Genomic DNA, 16,431 nt, shown 5'->3' on the forward strand with positions numbered 1-16,431 from the left:
TGGCCAAAAACGCGCTCCGACCCGGCCGCGCGCTGTCGAAGCTCCGCTCGCGCTCGTGGGACTTTTTGGGCAAAGCGGGTCAATTGGGGCTGGTCAGGGCGGCTTTTGCGGTCAATTGTCAGCAGCAGTGGGTTTTTCGTGTCAGCATCGATGCATGTATGGGCTATATGGGACAGTCTTAAATGCCTGGGGCCGGTGCGATCGGCCTGCCGGGGCCGGCTAGTTCCCCTGCCCGTTGCCCTGTCGTCGGTCTCCGCTTGTGGAAAGAAGTCTCGCGTTGCGTATCTTGCTGCTCTGCTCCTCCTTCAACGGCCTGACCCAGCGTGCGTGGTTGGAGTTGCGCCGGGCCGGTCATGACGTGAGCGTCGAGCTGGCGGTGTCGGAGGAGGTGATGGCGGAGGCGGCCGAGCTGGCCAAGCCGGATCTGGTGATCTGCCCGTTCTTGAAGGAGCGGGTGCCGGAGCGGGTGTGGCGCGGGTTCCGTACGGTGATCATTCACCCGGGGCCGCCCGGGGACCGCGGGCCGTCGTCGCTGGACTGGGCGATCATGGATGCGGAGCCGGAGTGGGGCGTGACGGCGCTGCAGGCGGTGGAGGAGATGGACGCGGGCCCGATCTGGGGTTTCCGGACGTTCGCGATGCCGGCGGAGGCGCCGCGTAAGTCGGCGTTGTACAACGGGCCGGTGGCCGATGCCGCGGTGGAGCTGGTGGTGGAGGTGGCGGCCAAGGCGGCTGATGCGTCGTTCGCTCCGGAGCCGCTGGATTACCGCTCTCCTGAGGTGCGGGGGCGGTTGCGGCGGGCGATGCGGCATGCGGATCGGGAGTTCGCCTGGGAGGAGCCGACGGAGGAGATCGTGCGGCGGGTGCGGGCGGCCGATGGGGCGCCGGGCGGCCGGGTGCGGCTGTGCGGGTTGCCGGTGCGGGTGTTCGACATGTACCGGGGGCCGGAGCTGGCCGGGGAGCCGGGGCAGGTGGCGGCGCGGCGTGAGGGTGCGGTACTGGTGCACACCGGGGACGGGTCGGTGTGGGTCGGGCATGTGCGGCTGGAGGAGGAGGGGGCGGCGAAGCTCCCGGCGGCGATGGCGCTGGGTGAGCTGGTGGCGGGGGTGCCGGAGCGGCCGGGTTACAGCGAGATCACCTATGACCGCAGTGATGGCGTGGGGGTGGTGAGTTTCGACTTCTACAACGGGGCGATGTCGACGGAGCAGTGCCGGCGGCTGGCATCGGCACTGAGGTATGCGGTGGCGCAGGATACGCGGGTGGTGGTGCTGCGGGGCGGAGAGGTGTTCTCCAATGGGATTCATCTGAACGTGATCGAGGCGGCGCGGCATCCGGAGTTGGAGGCGTGGATGAACATCAACGCGATCAACGCGGTATGTCGTGAGGTGATCGGCTGTACGCGGCAGCTGGTGGTGACGTCGATCGGCGGGAATGCGGGCGCCGGCGGGGTGATGATGGGGCTGGGCGCGGACCGCGTGATCATCCGTGCGGGCGTGGTGCTGAATCCGCATTACCGGACGATGGGCTTGTTCGGCAGTGAGTACTGGACGTATGCGTTGCCGCGGCGGGTGGGGGCTGAGCGGGCGTTGCGGTTGACGGGTGATGCGTTGCCGATCGGCGCGGTCGAGGCGGTGGAGGCGGGCCTCGCAGACCGGATGCTGAGTGGGTCGCGGCTGGAGTTCGAGCGGCGGGTGCTGGAGTACGCCGAGCGGCTGGCGGCGGATCCGGGGTATGAGCGGTTGCTGGCGGCTCGGCGGCAGGTGCGGGAGGCCGATGAGCGGCGCAAGCCGTTGGAGGCGTACCGGGTGGAGGAACTGGCGGAGATGAGCCGGGACATGTTCGATGACAGGAACGGGTTCCGGGCGGCGCGGCGGGCGTTCGTGCGCAAGGTGAGGGCGCAAGTGACTCCTGAGCATTTGGCGCGGCATCGGGAGTTGTCCGGCGCGTCGGCGCGCGCTGATGGGGCTGCATCTCATATGTGAGATAAGGTCTGCTGTTGTGGCAGATGATTATCTTGTGCGGATCGGCCGGCTCATCCGGGATGCGCGGCAGCATCGTGGATGGACACAGCTGCAGCTGGCCGATGCACTGGCGACGAGTCAGAGTGCGGTTAACCGAATCGAACGGGGCAATCAGAACATCAGTCTTGAGATGATCGCCCGGATCGGTGAGGCGCTCGACAGCGAGATCGTGTCGCTGGGGTATGCGGGGCCGATGCATCTGCGGGTGGTGGGCGGTCGCCGCTTGTCGGGCAGCATCGATGTGAAGACGTCGAAGAACGCGTGTGTGGCGTTGCTGTGCGCGTCGCTGCTGAACTCGGGGCGGACGATCCTGCGGAAGGTGGCGCGGATCGAGGAGGTCTACCGGATCCTGGAGGTGCTGGCCTCGATCGGGGTCCGGGCGCGGTGGATCAACGAGGGCAGCGATCTGGAGATCGTTCCTCCGGCCAGGCTGGAGCTGGAGGCGATGGATACCGAGGCGGCGCGCCGTACCAGGAGCGTGATCATGTTCCTGGGGCCGTTGATGCATCGGACGGAGCAGTTCCAGATTCCGTACGCCGGCGGCTGTGATCTGGGGACGCGGACGGTGCAGCCGCACATGTCGGCACTGAAGCATTTCGGGCTGGACATCGCCGCGACGGGGGGGTTCTATCACGCGCGGGTGGATCGGTCGGTGGCGCCGTCGCGGCCGATCGTGCTGACCGAGCGGGGCGACACGGTGACGGAGAACGCGTTGCTGGCGGCGGCCCGGCATGACGGGGTGACGGTGATCCGTAACGCCTCGTCGAATTACATGGTGCAGGACCTGTGCTTCTTCCTGGAGCAGCTCGGGGTGCGGGTGGAGGGCATCGGCACGACGACGCTGACGGTGCATGGGGTGGCCACGATCGAGCGGGATGTGGACTACTCCCCTTCCGAGGACCCGGTGGAGGCGATGAGCCTGCTGGCGGCGGCGGTGGTGACGTCGTCGGAGCTGACGATCTGCCGGGTGCCGGTGGAGTTCCTGGAGATCGAGCTCGCGGTGCTGGAGGAGATGGGGCTCGATCATGATCGGACGGAGGAGTATCCGGCGGCGAACGGGCGTACGCGGCTGGTGGATTTGACGGTGCGGCCCTCGAAGCTCATCTCCCCCATCGACAAGATTCACCCGATGCCGTTTCCGGGGCTGAACATCGACAATGTGCCGTTCTTCGCGGCGATCGCGGCGGCGGCACAGGGTTCGACGCTGATCCATGACTGGGTGTACGACAACCGGGCGATCTATTTGACGGAGCTGACGCGGCTGGGGGCGTCGGTGAAGTTGCTGGATCCGCATCGCGTGCTGGTGGAGGGGCCGACGCGGTGGCGGAGCGCGGAGATGATGTGCCCGCCGGCGCTCAGGCCCGCGGTGGTGGTGCTGCTGGCGATGATGGCGGCGGAGGGCACGTCGGTGCTGCGGAACGTGTACGTCATCAACCGGGGCTATGAGGATCTGGCGGAGCGGCTGAACGCGCTGGGGGCGCGGATCGAGACGTTCCGCGACATCTGAAGTTTTCGTCGGCAGGCTGGGCTAGCGTCGGGCTTGTTGGCTGAAGGCATGCGCGGGAAGGGGCTTGTGATGCGGCCTGCGGAGCTCGACCGGTTGACGGTGGCGGAGGCGGCGGACCGCTATGTGGAGCTGGTGCGCGCCAAGACGCTGACGGGGGCGTTGTCGCCCTCGACGGCGGAGGTGTACGCACGGGACGTGGCGACGCTGGTGGAGCTGGCCGGCGAGGGTGTCGTGCTGGATGATCTGACCGGTGAGGACGTCGATGCGATTTTGCTGGCGTTCGCGCGAAAGCCGGACGGGCGCTCGGCGGGCGGGACTCGTGAGGCGGGCGGCGGGCAGTCGCCCTCGTCGCAGGCACGGTTTCGGCGGTCGATCTCGGCGTTGTTCAAGCACGCGACGCTGGCCGGATGGGTGCAGATCAATCCGATGACGGCCTCGACGGTGACGGCGAAGGAGCGGGGCGGGTTGCGGCCGCATCGGCGGGCGTTGACACGGGAGCAGGCCCAGGGGCTCATCGGGGCGGCGCAGACGTTGCAGGACGCGCCGGCGCCGGCGGGCAAGCGGCGCGATCAGCGGACGGAGCTGCGGGATGCGATGATCGTGTTGCTGTTGTCGACGGTGGGACCGCGGGTGTCGGAGCTGGTGCGGGCCAATGTGGAGGATTTCTTCACCAACGACGGCGTGCGTTACTGGCGCATTTTCGGCAAGGGCGGACGTACGCGGGATGTGCCGCTGCCGGATGATGTGGCCGTCGTGTTGCAGGCCTATGTGGAGCGGGGGCGGCCGGCGGCGGTGGAGGACAAGGCGCTGCTGCTGTCGTGGCGGGGGCGGCGGCTGGCGCGGGGCGACGTGCAGGCGGTGATCGATCGGGTGCAGCGGCGGGTGGATCCGGATCAGCGGCGGTCGGTGACGCCGCATGGGCTGCGGCACACGACGGCGACGCATTTACTGGCTGATGCGGTGGACATGGACGCGGTGCGGCGGGTGCTGGGGCACAGCGATCTGTCGACGCTGGGGCGCTATCGCGATGAGCTGCCGGGCGAGCTGGAGGTGGCGATGCGTGCGCACCCGCTGCTGCGTGGCAAGGCGCCGAGCTGACGGGGCCTTGACGGCCATCAGGCGCGGCTGTTTCGCAGCCCGCACCGCTGCCTCTGGCCGCCGAGCCCGACCTCATGGCCCCGCCGCCCGGGCGGCCCGGCCGGCCAGCTCCCGCAGATACGCCACCAGCTCCGGCGGCTCGTGCACCTCGAACTCGCAGCCGAGCGACAGCAACCGCCAGGCCGTCCACTCGAGGGTGTCGGTGTGGCTGCTCAGCCGGCAGCTGCCCGCGTCGATGGGTTGCAGGTCGCCGGCGGAGTCGCCGACCCGCCCGGCCACCCGTTCGATCGGCGCGTGCAGGGTCGCCACCGTCCGGTAGACCGGAGCCAGTTCCAGCAGCTTGCCGGTCATGTACGCGGCCGCGTCCGCCGCGGGCAGCTGCCGCGGCGCGGTACGCACTCCGATGGACGTCAGCTCCCCGATCCGGTCCACCCGGAAGATCCGCCAGTCGTCCCGGTCGTTGTCGTAGCCGACCAGATACCAGCGCCGCCCCGCCGACACCAGCCGGTACGGCTCCACCCGGCGCTCGCCGGCCACCCCGTCGTGCCGGCGATACGGGAAGCGCAGCCGCTCCCGGTTGGCGATGGCCGCGGCCAGCGTGGTCAGCCGCTCCGGGGCGACCGTGGGCTGCTCCCAGGTCAGCAGCGGCTCGGTGGCCGCGCCGAGCGCGCCGACCCGGTGCCGCAGCTTGGCGGGCAGCACCTGCTCCAGCTTGGCCAGCGCCCGTACCGACGCCTCCTCGATGCCGGTCACCGCGTGCCCGGCCGCTGTGCGCAGCCCCACCGCGATCGCCACCGCCTCCTCGTCGTCCAGCAGCAGCGGCGGCATCGCCTTGCCGGCGGCCAGCCGGTACCCGCCGACCGCGCCCATCGTGGCGTGCACCGGGTAGCCGAGTTCGCGGAGCCGGTCCACGTCTCGGCGGATGGTACGCAGGCTCACCCCCAGCCGCGCGGCCAGCTCGCTACCCGGCCACTCGCGGGGGGTCTGCAGCAACGACAGCAGGGCCAGCAGCCGGCCCGGGGTATCTGAGGACATGAATCAAGAATGCCAGCCATGTGTGCCAGAACCTGACCTATATGGATCCTAACGTGGCCCACATGACGCCATTCCGGATCGACATCCCGCAAGCCGACCTCGACGACCTTCTCGACAGGCTGACCCGTACCCGCTGGCCCCGGCAGCTGCCCGGCGACGGCTGGAGCCGCGGAGTGCCGGTGGACTACCTGAGGGACCTGGTCGACCACTGGGCGGGTGGATACGACTGGCGGGCCCAGGAGGCGCGGCTGAACCGGTTCCCCCAGTTCGTCACCGGCATCGACGGGCTGGACGTGCACTTCCTGCACGTACGGTCCCCGGAGCCGGACGCGCTGCCGCTGATCCTCACGCACGGCTGGCCGAACTCGTTCGTCGAGTTCGTCGACCTGATCGGCCCGCTGACCGACCCTCGCGCGCACGGGGCCGACCCGGCGCACGCCTTCCACGTCGTGGTCCCGTCGGTGCCGGGCTTCGGCTTCTCCCAGGCCCCCCCGCGAACCGGGTTCACGGTCGACCGGGTGGCCCGGATGTGGGCCGAGCTGATGGCCCGCCTCGGCTACGACCGGTACGGCACCCAGGGCGGCGACCTGGGCGCCTACATCGCGCCGGCGGTGGCCGAGGTGGACCCGGAGCACGTCGTCGGCGTGCACATCGACGGCGGGTTCGGCTTCCCGACCGAGGCCGACGTGCCGGACATGAACGACGCCGAGCGGGCCGAGTGGCAGATGATGCAACAGTGGATGAGTGGCGGTGTGGACCATCACGCGCTGCTGCGGGCCGCGCCGCAGACCTTCGCCTACGCCTGGAACGACTCCCCGGTCGGGCTGCTGGCCTGGCTGATCAACAAGTTCAAGGAGTTCAGCATCACGGTGGACACCCCTGAGCAGGCCATCGACCGGGACCTGATGCTGACCAACGCCTCGCTGTACTGGTTCACCGGCACGTCGGGGTCGTCCTCGTGGCCGATGTACGACCGCGTGACCCTGGCCGAGGACGGCGCTTTCGCCTGGCCGAAGGGGCAGAACCGGGTGCCGTCCGGCGTGTACGGGGGCGGCTCCGCCCTGATGCGCCGCCTCGCCGAGCGGGACAACAAGATCGTTCACTGGCCGGAGGGGAACTCCGGGGGCCACTTCGTGGCGATGGAGGTGCCGCAGGAGCACGCGGCCGACATCCGGGCGTTCTTCGGCCCGTTGCGGTGACGAACCTGACGTGGGCACAGGTGTGCGCCCGGCGGGCGACTCGCCGAGGTCGCCTCGGCGATCTGCGGGGCGCACGCGCAGGTCGGCTCGGCGGCCGAACTGTCCCTGGGGCGGGGGCCGGGACTCTACTCGCGAGTATTAGCGCTAAGCCATGACAGTGCGTACCGACTGGAGCCGGTGTAGGCGGGGCAGCAGGTGGGCGATGCCGCTGTCCCAGTACACCCACTCGGTGGCGCCGCCCTTGGAGCGGACTGGGGCGCGGCGGTCCTCCAGGTCGAGGTCTTCGACGTTGAGGGCGAGGATCTCGGCGGCCCGGGCCGCGGTCTCGTACAGCATCCGCCACAGCGTCTTCTCGCGCAGCGGGATGTCGCGGCGCGACAGCAACCGGTGGATGGTGGCCTTGGCGACCGCGCGGGTCTTGTCGGCAGTTTCCTTGCGGCGCTCGGCGTCGGCCGGGACCGTCGGGGCGGCCCAGTGCTTCTTGGCCTGGCACCAGATCAGCCAGGAGGTGACGGCGGCGCGCTCGCCCCCCACAGCTCGGCGAGCGCCTGGCCGATCTCAGTGTCGGCGACTTCAGCGAGCGGCCGATCACGGCCAAGCCGGGTGATGACGCGGTCGACGGCTGAGGCGTAGGCGCGGTGAGTGTTGGGGTTGGCCGTGCGCGGGGTGGCCAGGCAGGCGTCGGCGGCTGCGGTGAGGGTGACGTTCCTGCCGCGCAGGGCGGCGACCTTTGGCGTCGCGCTCATGCCGACCGCCCGGCGGCGAGCGCTGTACCGGTCCGAGTGATGTACCGGATAACGTGCCGGGGTCTCGCACCTGCCCGGCGAAGGCTTCTCCTGGTCGCCGCGCCGCCATGATCGCTGATGTACGTGATACTAGACCATTATCACGTATATCAGTCGCCTGCAGTGACGAGCTCGTGACACGCTCTGGGGCTCGTGTTCTCGCTTACGAAGGAGGATGTCGCCCGGCTTTCGCCTCTGCGGTCGTTCCGTCAGTAGGCCACGGTGACGATCTTGCCTACGGCTTCGGGCTGGTTGATGAGTCGCAACATGAAGTTGGCGGCGTCGCATTGGGCGATGCGGAAGGCGGCCCGCAGGTTGTGCCCGTAGGCGGTCCTGTAGGTACCTGTCGGTGGCTTGTCGACGATCAGCGGTACGCGCATAGCTGTCCAGTCCAGGTCGCAGCTGCGCAGGAAGTCCTCCATGTGCGCGACGTCGACGAAGTGGTGGCCGAGCACGCGTTTGGCCAGCGGGGTGGTCACGTACTGCATGACGAAGCCTGCGCCAGGCTCGCGCTTGGGCGGGTGCGGGTGGCCGGGGGTGGGAATGGTTGAGACGCCGACGCCGCTGACGACGATGAGGCGTCGTACGTCAGCTGCTTACATCGCGACCGCGATGGCGCGGGTTCCGGCGGAGACGATGCCGTGCTCGGCCTTCTTTCTTGGGCCCAGGCCTGAGAGCACTGCGTCGGCTCCGTCGATCGCTGACATGAGCGTCGCCGGTTGGTAATCGCTCAGGTCCGCGGTGACCAAGCGCAGGTTCGTGGCACCGCGGACGCTGGTGCTGAGCTTTGCCGGGTTCCGGGCGACGGCCGTGACCTGGTGGCCGGCGGCGAGGGCCTGGGTGAGGAGTTGCTGTCCGACACGGCCGGTCGGTCCGAAGATCGTGAGTTTCATCTGGAGGGCCTTCCTAGGTTCTGGGCTCGTTGGTGTGCGTGAGAGGACATCCCCGGGGATTGGGGTTGTCAGGTGGCGGTGATGCCCAGGCAGAGGGTAAGGGCGGCGAGCAGGATGAACGGGTATTGCAACCCGAACGAGTAGTCGCGGGCCTGCAGGTGGGTCACGATGGCGCAGCCGAAGAACAGGACGAGTCCGGCGGCCGCGGCCTTGCCAAGCGTCGGAATCCAGAAGCCGGCGATGAGGCCGAGCGCGGCCGCCGCCTTGGGGATGCCCAGGAAGGGCATCCATGCGCGCGGGATGCCCACCCGGTCCATGGCGACGCCGACGCGCTCGTAGCGGACGAAGTCGCAGCCCGCCGAGAAGATGCTGTAGGCGATGGTCATGGCGGTGAAGGAGACGTAAGCGATGTACATGGACGTGCTCCGGAATTCAGGCGCCGAAGGCGTCGGCGTGCTCGGTGGCCCATTGAGCGAAGGTGAGTCCTGGACGGCTGAGGATCGCTTCGACCTCGCCGGTGACCAGGTCGTGTTGGAGGTAGGAGCGGGACTGCAGCGTCAAGAAGGCATCGGTCAGGGCTTCGGGCATTCCGGAGTGGAGCATGCCCTGCCTGGCCATCTCCGCCGGAACGTCCTGGAAGCGCAGTGGCCTGCCGATCGCCTCCCCGATGGCGGTCACCATCTGCGGCTGGGTGAGGGATCGCGGACCGGTCAGTACCGGGCGCCGGCCGGCCAGATCGCTGGTGAGCAGGGCGTGCGCCGCGACGGCGGCGAGGTCACGTTCGTGCAAAGGCGCCCATGCCGACTATGGGTGCCGCGCACGATGTCACCGGCGCGGATCTGGGCGGCCCATGAGGTGATGGTGTTGACGGCATAGTAGCCCGAGCGCAGGGCCGTCCACTCCAGGCCGGATGCGATGACGGCGGCCTCGACCTCCTTGTTGTACTCGCCGCGCAGCCGGGAGGGCTGCTCGTCGAGGGCATGATCGACGTTCAGGGCGGACATGGTCACCGCTCGCGTGACGCCGCGTTCGCGGGCCAGGCTCAGTAACCTCGCGGTGGCCGTGCTGATGATGTGCGGGTCGGCGGCCTGGCCGAGGCTGCGCGGGTTGAGGAAAAGGCCGGTGACGCCATCCAGGGCGTCGGCGATCGTTCCGGGACGGGCCGGGTCGCCTTCGACTAGCTCTACCGCGTGGGGCAGGGCGGCGGCCTGGGGTGCACGGGTCACCGCGCGCACTTTGACTCCCTGCGCGATGAGCAGATTGATCAAGGGGCGGCCGACGGTGCCGGTAGCTCCGGTGACCAGGATCATGAAGGCTCTCCTCCGTTGTGGCCCTTTATGTCCGAGCGTCATACAATATGGAAACCGTAACAGTTGCTACGAGGTGCATACAATATGAGTGTCGTATCAAATGCGAGTCGCGGGCGCAGGCAGCAGGTCAGGGCGGTGAAAGCGGCCCTGCGTGACCTGAACATCCAGCTGTCGCTGCTCAACCGCCAGTTCGGCACCCACGCCGAACTCAAGGACGTCGACTGGACCTGCCTGGACCTGCTGAACCGGCACGGCCCCCTCAGCCCCAGCGCGCTGGCGCGCAACGCCGGACTGCACCCCGCCACCATGACCGGCATCCTCGACCGACTCCAACGCGGCGGCTGGATCACCCGCGAACGTGACCCCGATGCAGCCGACCGCCGCGCCGTCATCGTCCAAGCACGCCGTGAGCGCAATCCCGAGCTCTACCGTCTTTTCGCGGGCATGAACGCGCAGATGGATCAGCTCTGCGAGGGGTACACCGACGACGAACTCGACCTCATCGCAAGCTTTCTCCGGCGCACCACCGACGCCGGACACACCGCCACCGACCAGCTCGCCAACCGCTGATCCACAGGCCGTCGGCGCCCGTGGGCCGGGGACCGGGTCATGGACGCCTTCCAGGGCAAGTGGCCGCAGTGGGTCGCCGCGATGGGGGGGCCGCGACCCGGCGCGGCGCGATGTGCCACGGCCCCAGCCGGGGCCACGCCACCACCTACACCAGCCCGGCGCGGTGGCTGCCCGGCTTCGCTCCGATGTACGCCCCCGGCCGCGCTCGCCGAACTGGTCCGGCGCTACCTGTACGCCTACGGGCCCGCCACGCCCACGCACCTGGCCCAGTGGCTGTCGGCACCCTTTGAGGCGGTATCGCGGCTCATGAACGATCGTTTGTGAGAGCGGTCCTGGGGCTCGTCGTGTGCGTTCCGGACGCGGTGGTCACAGGCGGCGCTGCAGGAGCATGCCGGGCCACTCCCCCACGGTGAAAGGCGCGACGCGGGTGAAGCCGCAGCTTTCGTAGTAGGCGACCAGGCGGCCGTCGTCGCCGGCGTAGCAGTCGACGCGCAGCAGGCCGGCGCCGCGGGCGCGGGCTTCGTGGACGGCCCAGTCCAGAAGGGTGCCGCCGACGCGGTGGCCGGCGTAACGGCGGTCGGTGACCAGGACCTGGACGTAGAGTTCGGGTTCGGTGGCGGGGGTGACGTAGTCGTGGGCGGGGCCGACGGAGATGCAGCCGGCGGGGTGGCCGTCGATCTCGGCGATGCGCATGCCGCCACTGTCGAGAAAGCCGGCGATCTGCTGGGTGCGGCGGGGGTTGCCGGTGAAGGGCTGGGTGCCCCATTGGCCGGTGCGTCCGAGGGCTGTCAGCCAGGCGACCGCGCTGTCGAACATGGCCAGGACGGCGGAGAGGTCGCCGGCTTTTCCTTCACGTATGTTCACGGTGGCACTTTAGGGAATGTCTGGCGCCGGCCGGGTTCCGGCGGCGGCCGCTCGCGGAGGTAGTTGCGCACCGCCTGCGCGGACAGGCCGTGCTCGCGCTGCGTGCACTACTCGACCGGTTGCGATATCACGGACACGGCCGGCCAACTGGCCGCCGAAGGCAGGTGAACGCCTGCCTTCGGCGCTCAACTGCGCAGCTGCGCGTTGAGCCGTGCGGCCTGTCGCGTGAGGTGGTCGCGTTCGGGGAGGCTGGGCGCCGACCGGGCGGCTTCGGCGTAGAGCCGTGCCGCGGTCACCAGGTCACCGTCGCGCTCGTGCAGGTACGCCGCGACGGCGGCGTGGCGGGGCAGGGCGGGGTCGAGCCCGGCCAGGGCGGCCAGGCCGGCCCGCGGGCCGTCGGCCTCGCCGACCGCGACGGCCCTGTTGAGGCGAGCCACCGGGCTGTCGGTCAGGCGCACCAGTTTCGTCGTACCACTCGACGATCTGCGCCCAGTAAGTCTCCTCGGCCGTCCGGGCGTCGGCGTGGAGCGCGGCGATGGCGGCCTGGGCCTGGAACTCGCCCAGGCGGTCGCGGGTGAGGGCTGCCTGAAGCACGTCGACGCCCTCGGCGATCAGGCGGATGTTCCACAGGCTGCGGTCCTGCTCGGCAAGAGGCACGAGCCTGCCGCCGGGGCCGGTCCGTGCCGGGCGCCGTGCGTGGTGGAGCAGCATGAGTGCGAGCAGGCCCGCGACCTCCTCATGGGTGGTCTTGACCGCCAGCTGGCGAGTGAGCCGGATCGCCTCGCCGGCGAGGTCGACGTCGCCGGAGTAGCCCTCGTTGAAGACCAGGTAGAGCACGCGCAGCACCGTGGCGACGTCACCGGGCTGGTTGAACCGGACGCCCGAGACGGTCCGCTTGGCCCTGCTGATCCGCTGGGCCATGGTCGCCTCCGGCACGAGGTAGGCCTGCGCGATCTGACGCGTGGTCAGGCCGCCGACCGCGCGCAGCGTGAGCGCGACGGCCGAAGCCGGGGTCAGGGACGGGTGCGCGCACAGGAAGTACAGCTGGAGCGTGTCGTCCGCCATCTCGCCCTGGCCGGGCACGGGCTCGGCCTCGACGAGCACCTCGCGGTGCCGCCGGGAGGTATCGGCGCGGGCGGCATCGAGGAACTTGCGCCAGGCCACGGTGACCAGCCAGCCCTTGGCATCCCGCGGCGAGTCGTCCGGCCACACGCGTACGGCCTCGATCAGGGCGTCCTGCACGGCATCCTCGGCCGCCGCGAAGTCGGCGCCGCGACGGACGAGGATGCCGATCACGGTGGGGGTGAGGGCCCGCAGCAGGGCCTCGTCCACCATGCTCACTCCGTGATGGTCAAGGGAGCCGCCAGGAACGGGCGCACCTCGAGCCACTCCTGGACCGGCCTGCCACCCGCACCCGGAGCCGCGGACAACTCGCCGGCCAGCTCGAGCGCCCGCTCGTAGGTCTCGACGTCGATCACCATCCAGCCGGCGATCAGGTCCTTGGTCTCCGCGAACGGCCCGTCGGTGACCGGCGGTCGCCCCTCGCCGTCGTAGCGGACGAACGTGCCTTTGGGGGAGAGCGCCTGACTGTCGACGAACTCGCCGGTGCCCTCGAGCCGAGCGGCGAAGTCCTGCATGTACCGCACGTGGGCCGAAAGCTCCTCCGGCGTCCACTGGTCCATCGGCACGTCGTTGACCGCTGGCGGCGCGCCCCCGTAGTGCTTGAGCAGCAGGTACTTGGCCATCATGATCTCCTTAGCGAAGTACGGCCCATTGTGGCCGTGTGCACGCCGGGGACGAAGCCGCGCGGGTTCTCGACATCCCACCGCGACATTTTCCCGCGGTTTTCAAGGACTCCGCGCACTCCGAGGCGCCACGGAAAGGGGACACGGTCCCGGTGGGGCCTGTGCTGCCGATCAGGACGGGGACGCCGCAGCGAGCTTCGCGAAATCGGGGGCGTAGACGGTCATCCAGTGCGGATGCAGCCGGTAGTAGACCACGTCGTTGTCCCAGTCGAAGAAGTCGTCGCCGTAGAAGTCCTTGAAGTACGCGCGCAGGTCCGGCCAGTCCGCGGCCGGCTCGCCGTCCTGGGGATTGAGGATCTCCGCCGTGCCGTGCGTGAACACGCCCAGGTCCTCACCACGCATGTGCGCGGCGCTGACGGCGGACCGGACGGCGAGATGGCGGGCCTTGGCGGCGTCGCGCGCCGTGCCGAAGTGCCACTTGCCGTGCAGGAAGTGCCCGTCCACGCCGCTGATCCGCGGCTCGCCCTTCGCCGTCACGGTGGACAGGGCGAGGGTGCACATGCCGGTGAGGACCTGGGTGAGCTGCTCTGCGGTCAGGGTGCGCTCGCTGTTGATGATCGAGCGGAGGTGTGAGGTGGAGCGGGAGAGGGAGGCGTCAAGAAGGGTCTGGAGCCCTTTGAGCTCTACTGGCGTTTCGTACATTGAGGTCCTTATCTATCCGTAGGCCCGGTCCACGCCGCCATCGACGTCGACCGGTGAACCCATGCTCGACCCAAAACCCGACACCTTGTGTCGTATTTCTTCACCCGTCCGGGCCGCCTCATGCGGGAAGGTGGGTGCGGGTTGCCCGCCGGCAACGCCTGGGGCGTCACCGTCGACGGCTACCGGTTCTTGCTGTGCCGGCGTTCCTGGTCCAGCCAGGCCTGATCGGCCGCCTGGTCAGGGCCGGCCGGCGGAGGTGAGGCGGCAGGCCCGGTGCGCGCGGTGACCACCATCACGGCGAGGCCGAGCGCCACGACCGCGGCGCCCACGTACAGCGGCGCGGTGTAGCCCAGGCCGGCGCTGATCGCGAGGCCGCCGAGCCAGGCGCCCAGGGCGTTGCCGACGTTGGAGGCCGAGACGTTGGCGCTGGCGGCGAGCGGCGCGCCGCCGGCGGCGTCCGTGACGCGGGTGATCATGCCGGGGACGCTGGCGAACCCGAAGACGCCCATCAGGAAGACCAGGACCACCGACGCGACCCGCACGTCGGCCAGCAGCCCGAACGCCGCGAGCGTGGCGGCGAGTCCCGCCAGGGCCGCGATCAGCGTGCGGTCGCGGTCGCGGTCGGCCGCGCGGCCCCCGGCGACGTTGCCGATCACCAGGCCGCTGCCGTAGACGACGAGCAGCCAGGCGACGTCGGCGCTGGAGAAGCCGGTGACCTCGGTGAAGGTGTAGGCGATGTAGCTGAACGCCCCGAACATGCCGCCGTAGCTGAGGGCGGTGGCGGCGAGGGTCAGCCAGACCTGCCAGGAGCGGAAGGCGCGTAGCTGGGGGCGCAGGCCGGCCGCCCGGTGGGCCTTGTCCACGGCGCCCGCCCAGGCCGGGACCCACACGGCGATGGCGGCCACGGCCAGCACGCCGATCCCGGTGATCGCCCAGAACGTCGCGCGCCAGCCCCAGCGCTCGCCGACCAGGGCGCCGAACGGCACGCCCAGCACGTTGGCGACCGTCAGACCGGCGAACATCACCGCGACCGCGCGCGAGGCCCGTTCCGGCGCGACCATGCGGCGGGCGACGAGCGAGCCGATGCCGAAGAAGGAGCCGTGGCACAGGGCGGCGACGACGCGGCCGAGCAGCGCCACGGCGTAGGTGGGCGCGACGGCGGACAGCAGGTTGCCGAGGACGAACAACGCCACCAGCCCGACGAGGACGGCCTTGCGGTGGATACGGGTGGTGGCGGCGGTCAGCAGGATCGCGCCGATCGCGACGCTCAGGGCGTATCCCGAGATGAGCCACCCGGCCGCGGCCTCGGAGACGCCCAGGCCGCGGCTCACCTGGGGCAGCAGGCCCGCGATCACGAACTCGGTCAGGCCGATCCCGAAGCTGGCGAGCGCGAGCGCGACCAACCCGGCGGGCATCCGCCGCGCGTCCCCGTCCTGTCGGATGTTCACGTAAAGATCATGGGGCACGGTCGCCGAACTCGCGAGGTCTTCATAAGGTCAGGCCTTGCCGTTCAGTGCGCTGCCCTTCTTCCACTGCGAGAACGACATCTGCCAAAAGCCCCAGCCGTTGTTCCACTCCAGTTCGCGGTCGGTGCCGACGATGTCGACGACGTCGCCGCGCTGGACGTTGTCGTAGAACCACTTGGCCTGGTCGGGGCGGGCGTTGATGCAGCCGTGGCTGACGTTGCGCACACCCTGGGCCCACACGTTGTCCTTGGCGTGGACGTACTCGCCGGAGTTGGAGATGCGCACGGCGTGGTTGATCATCACGTCGTAGTAGCCGGGGTTGCCCTTTTCGCGGCCCGGGGAGATCATCCGGACCGGATTGCCACGTTCCATCGTGAGGTGAACGCCGGAGGTGGTGGTGTATTCGCGGGTGGTGGCCATGCCGGCGCTGATGCGCATGGTCTGGACGCGCTTGCCGTCCTGGTAGACGTGCATCATCTTCTTGCGCGTGTCGATCTTGCTGATCTGCTTGGCGCCGATCGTCAGGGTGGCGGTGTAGTCCTTGACCCCGTACAGGCCTTTGCCGCCCTTGATGCCCGTGATGCCGGCGTTGAAGGTGACCTTCTGGTGGGCGGGCCAGTACTTGGCGGTGCGGTAGATGACCTTGGTGTCGTCGACCCAGCGCCAGGCGCCCTCGACGGGCTTTTCCGCGTCGACCTCGAGGGCTCCTTCGATGGCGGCCTTGTCGTCGACGGGCTGGTTGAAGGTGACGATGATGGGCGCGCCGACGCCCAGGGTCTCGCCCTTGGCGTTGGGGGTGACGTCGATGACCTGCAGCGCCCGCTCGGGCTTGAGGGTGGTGAAGGTGCTGGTGGCGGTGGTGGCACCGGCCTTGGCGGTGACGCTGTAGCCGGTGGAGGGCTTGAGCGGGGTCTTGGAGACCCACTTGGTCTTGTCGGCGTTGAAGCGGCCCTCGATCTGATCGCCGCCGGCTTCGACGGTGACGTCCTCGAGGGCGCCGCCGGCGGCGGTGACGACGATCTTCTTGTCGGGGCTGACCTTGGTGTTGCCCTCGGCGGGGCTGATGGTGACGGTGGGCGCTTCAGGGGTGGCCACGGTGGTGGTTTCGGTTGTGCCGGGACCCTCGGCGGCCGCGCCGCCGCTCGAGCACGAGGCGGTCAAGGCTGCCGCGGCCAGCAGCGCGACTGAGGCGGCCGGTTTCCTCCAAGTGTTCAAGACTGTCCTCTCCCCCTAGAGT

17 protein-coding genes and 2 pseudogenes are annotated in these 16,431 nt (G+C 69.6%); 6 read left to right on the top strand and 13 right to left on the bottom strand.

Going from position 1 to position 16,431, the window contains the following annotated elements; all coding sequences use genetic code 11:
* The first annotated feature begins 277 nt into the window (after positions 1–277).
* Genes ACTMTI_RS42600 through ACTMTI_RS42610 form a run of 3 tightly spaced genes read left to right on the top strand, consistent with a single transcriptional unit; the run spans position 278 to position 4,625 of the window.
* Positions 278–1,981 carry an enoyl-CoA hydratase-related protein gene (locus tag ACTMTI_RS42600; RefSeq protein ID WP_441126501.1) on the top strand — a complete coding sequence of 568 codons (1,704 nt, stop codon included), beginning with the start codon at positions 278–280 and terminating at the stop codon, positions 1,979–1,981.
* A 34-nt stretch (positions 1,982–2,015) separates the two neighbouring features.
* Positions 2,016–3,527, top strand: a complete 1,512-nt coding sequence (locus tag ACTMTI_RS42605; RefSeq protein WP_441126502.1) for a helix-turn-helix domain-containing protein — start codon at positions 2,016–2,018, stop codon at positions 3,525–3,527.
* A gap of 36 nt (positions 3,528–3,563) precedes the next feature.
* On the top strand, positions 3,564–4,625 hold the full coding sequence (locus tag ACTMTI_RS42610) for a tyrosine-type recombinase/integrase (RefSeq protein WP_441126503.1): 1,062 nt from the start codon (positions 3,564–3,566) through the stop codon (positions 4,623–4,625).
* Positions 4,626–4,697: 72 nt separating this feature from the next.
* On the opposite strand, the gene ACTMTI_RS42615 is transcribed toward ACTMTI_RS42610, so the two are convergent.
* On the bottom strand, positions 4,698–5,660 hold the full coding sequence (locus ACTMTI_RS42615; RefSeq protein ID WP_441126504.1) for a helix-turn-helix transcriptional regulator: 963 nt from the start codon (positions 5,658–5,660) through the stop codon (positions 4,698–4,700).
* Positions 5,661–5,722: 62 nt separating this feature from the next.
* Between ACTMTI_RS42615 and ACTMTI_RS42620 the strand changes: the two genes are divergently transcribed.
* Entirely contained in the window at positions 5,723–6,859 is a 1,137-nt protein-coding gene (locus tag ACTMTI_RS42620; protein ID WP_441126505.1) for an epoxide hydrolase family protein, read from the top strand.
* A gap of 144 nt (positions 6,860–7,003) precedes the next feature.
* On the opposite strand, the gene ACTMTI_RS42625 is transcribed toward ACTMTI_RS42620, so the two are convergent.
* The 6 genes and pseudogenes from ACTMTI_RS42625 to ACTMTI_RS42650 all read right to left on the bottom strand — a co-directional run bounded on the left by ACTMTI_RS42625 (position 7,004) and on the right by ACTMTI_RS42650 (position 9,847).
* Positions 7,004–7,393, bottom strand: coding sequence for a tyrosine-type recombinase/integrase (locus tag ACTMTI_RS42625; protein ID WP_441126506.1), 390 nt, complete (start codon positions 7,391–7,393; stop codon positions 7,004–7,006).
* Positions 7,357–7,605 carry a hypothetical protein gene (locus ACTMTI_RS42630; protein ID WP_441126507.1) on the bottom strand — a complete coding sequence of 83 codons (249 nt, stop codon included), beginning with the start codon at positions 7,603–7,605 and terminating at the stop codon, positions 7,357–7,359. Before ACTMTI_RS42630 ends, ACTMTI_RS42625 begins: the two co-directional genes overlap by 37 nt.
* 248 nt (positions 7,606–7,853) lie before the next feature.
* Positions 7,854–8,537: pseudogene (locus ACTMTI_RS42635) on the bottom strand (NAD(P)-dependent oxidoreductase).
* A 68-nt stretch (positions 8,538–8,605) separates the two neighbouring features.
* Entirely contained in the window at positions 8,606–8,953 is a 348-nt protein-coding gene (locus ACTMTI_RS42640) for a DoxX family protein (RefSeq protein WP_441126508.1), read from the bottom strand.
* A gap of 16 nt (positions 8,954–8,969) precedes the next feature.
* Positions 8,970–9,326 carry a hypothetical protein gene (locus ACTMTI_RS42645; RefSeq protein ID WP_441126663.1) on the bottom strand — a complete coding sequence of 119 codons (357 nt, stop codon included), beginning with the start codon at positions 9,324–9,326 and terminating at the stop codon, positions 8,970–8,972.
* Entirely contained in the window at positions 9,248–9,847 is a 600-nt protein-coding gene (locus tag ACTMTI_RS42650) for an SDR family oxidoreductase (protein WP_441126509.1), read from the bottom strand. Before ACTMTI_RS42650 ends, ACTMTI_RS42645 begins: the two co-directional genes overlap by 79 nt.
* An 84-nt stretch (positions 9,848–9,931) precedes the next feature.
* Between ACTMTI_RS42650 and ACTMTI_RS42655 the strand changes: the two genes are divergently transcribed.
* A complete protein-coding gene (locus tag ACTMTI_RS42655) occupies positions 9,932–10,417 on the top strand; it encodes a MarR family transcriptional regulator (protein ID WP_441126510.1) in 486 nt (161 codons plus the stop codon).
* Between the two features lie 81 nt (positions 10,418–10,498).
* Positions 10,499–10,741 carry a DNA glycosylase AlkZ-like family protein gene (locus tag ACTMTI_RS42660; protein ID WP_441126654.1) on the top strand — a complete coding sequence of 81 codons (243 nt, stop codon included), beginning with the start codon at positions 10,499–10,501 and terminating at the stop codon, positions 10,739–10,741.
* 42 nt (positions 10,742–10,783) lie between these two features.
* On the opposite strand, the gene ACTMTI_RS42665 is transcribed toward ACTMTI_RS42660, so the two are convergent.
* The 6 genes and pseudogenes from ACTMTI_RS42665 to ACTMTI_RS42690 form a co-directional block, all read right to left on the bottom strand.
* Positions 10,784–11,281 carry a GNAT family N-acetyltransferase gene (locus ACTMTI_RS42665; protein WP_441126511.1) on the bottom strand — a complete coding sequence of 166 codons (498 nt, stop codon included), beginning with the start codon at positions 11,279–11,281 and terminating at the stop codon, positions 10,784–10,786.
* Between the two features lie 185 nt (positions 11,282–11,466).
* Positions 11,467–12,613, bottom strand: a pseudogene (locus ACTMTI_RS42670) (RNA polymerase sigma factor).
* Between the two features lie 5 nt (positions 12,614–12,618).
* A complete protein-coding gene (locus ACTMTI_RS42675) occupies positions 12,619–13,026 on the bottom strand; it encodes a YciI family protein (RefSeq protein WP_441126655.1) in 408 nt (135 codons plus the stop codon).
* A gap of 171 nt (positions 13,027–13,197) precedes the next feature.
* The gene (locus ACTMTI_RS42680; protein ID WP_441126512.1) at positions 13,198–13,728 is read right to left on the bottom strand and encodes a pyridoxamine 5'-phosphate oxidase family protein; all 531 of its coding nucleotides are present in this window, start codon (positions 13,726–13,728) and stop codon (positions 13,198–13,200) included.
* A gap of 179 nt (positions 13,729–13,907) precedes the next feature.
* Entirely contained in the window at positions 13,908–15,176 is a 1,269-nt protein-coding gene (locus ACTMTI_RS42685) for an MFS transporter (RefSeq protein ID WP_441126513.1), read from the bottom strand.
* Positions 15,177–15,224: 48 nt separating this feature from the next.
* Positions 15,225–16,409 carry an Ig-like domain-containing protein gene (locus tag ACTMTI_RS42690; RefSeq protein ID WP_441126514.1) on the bottom strand — a complete coding sequence of 395 codons (1,185 nt, stop codon included), beginning with the start codon at positions 16,407–16,409 and terminating at the stop codon, positions 15,225–15,227.
* Positions 16,410–16,431: the final 22 nt, after the last annotated feature.

The organism is Nonomuraea sp. H19 (genome assembly GCF_052068215.1).
Lineage (GTDB): Bacteria > Actinomycetota > Actinomycetes > Streptosporangiales > Streptosporangiaceae > Nonomuraea.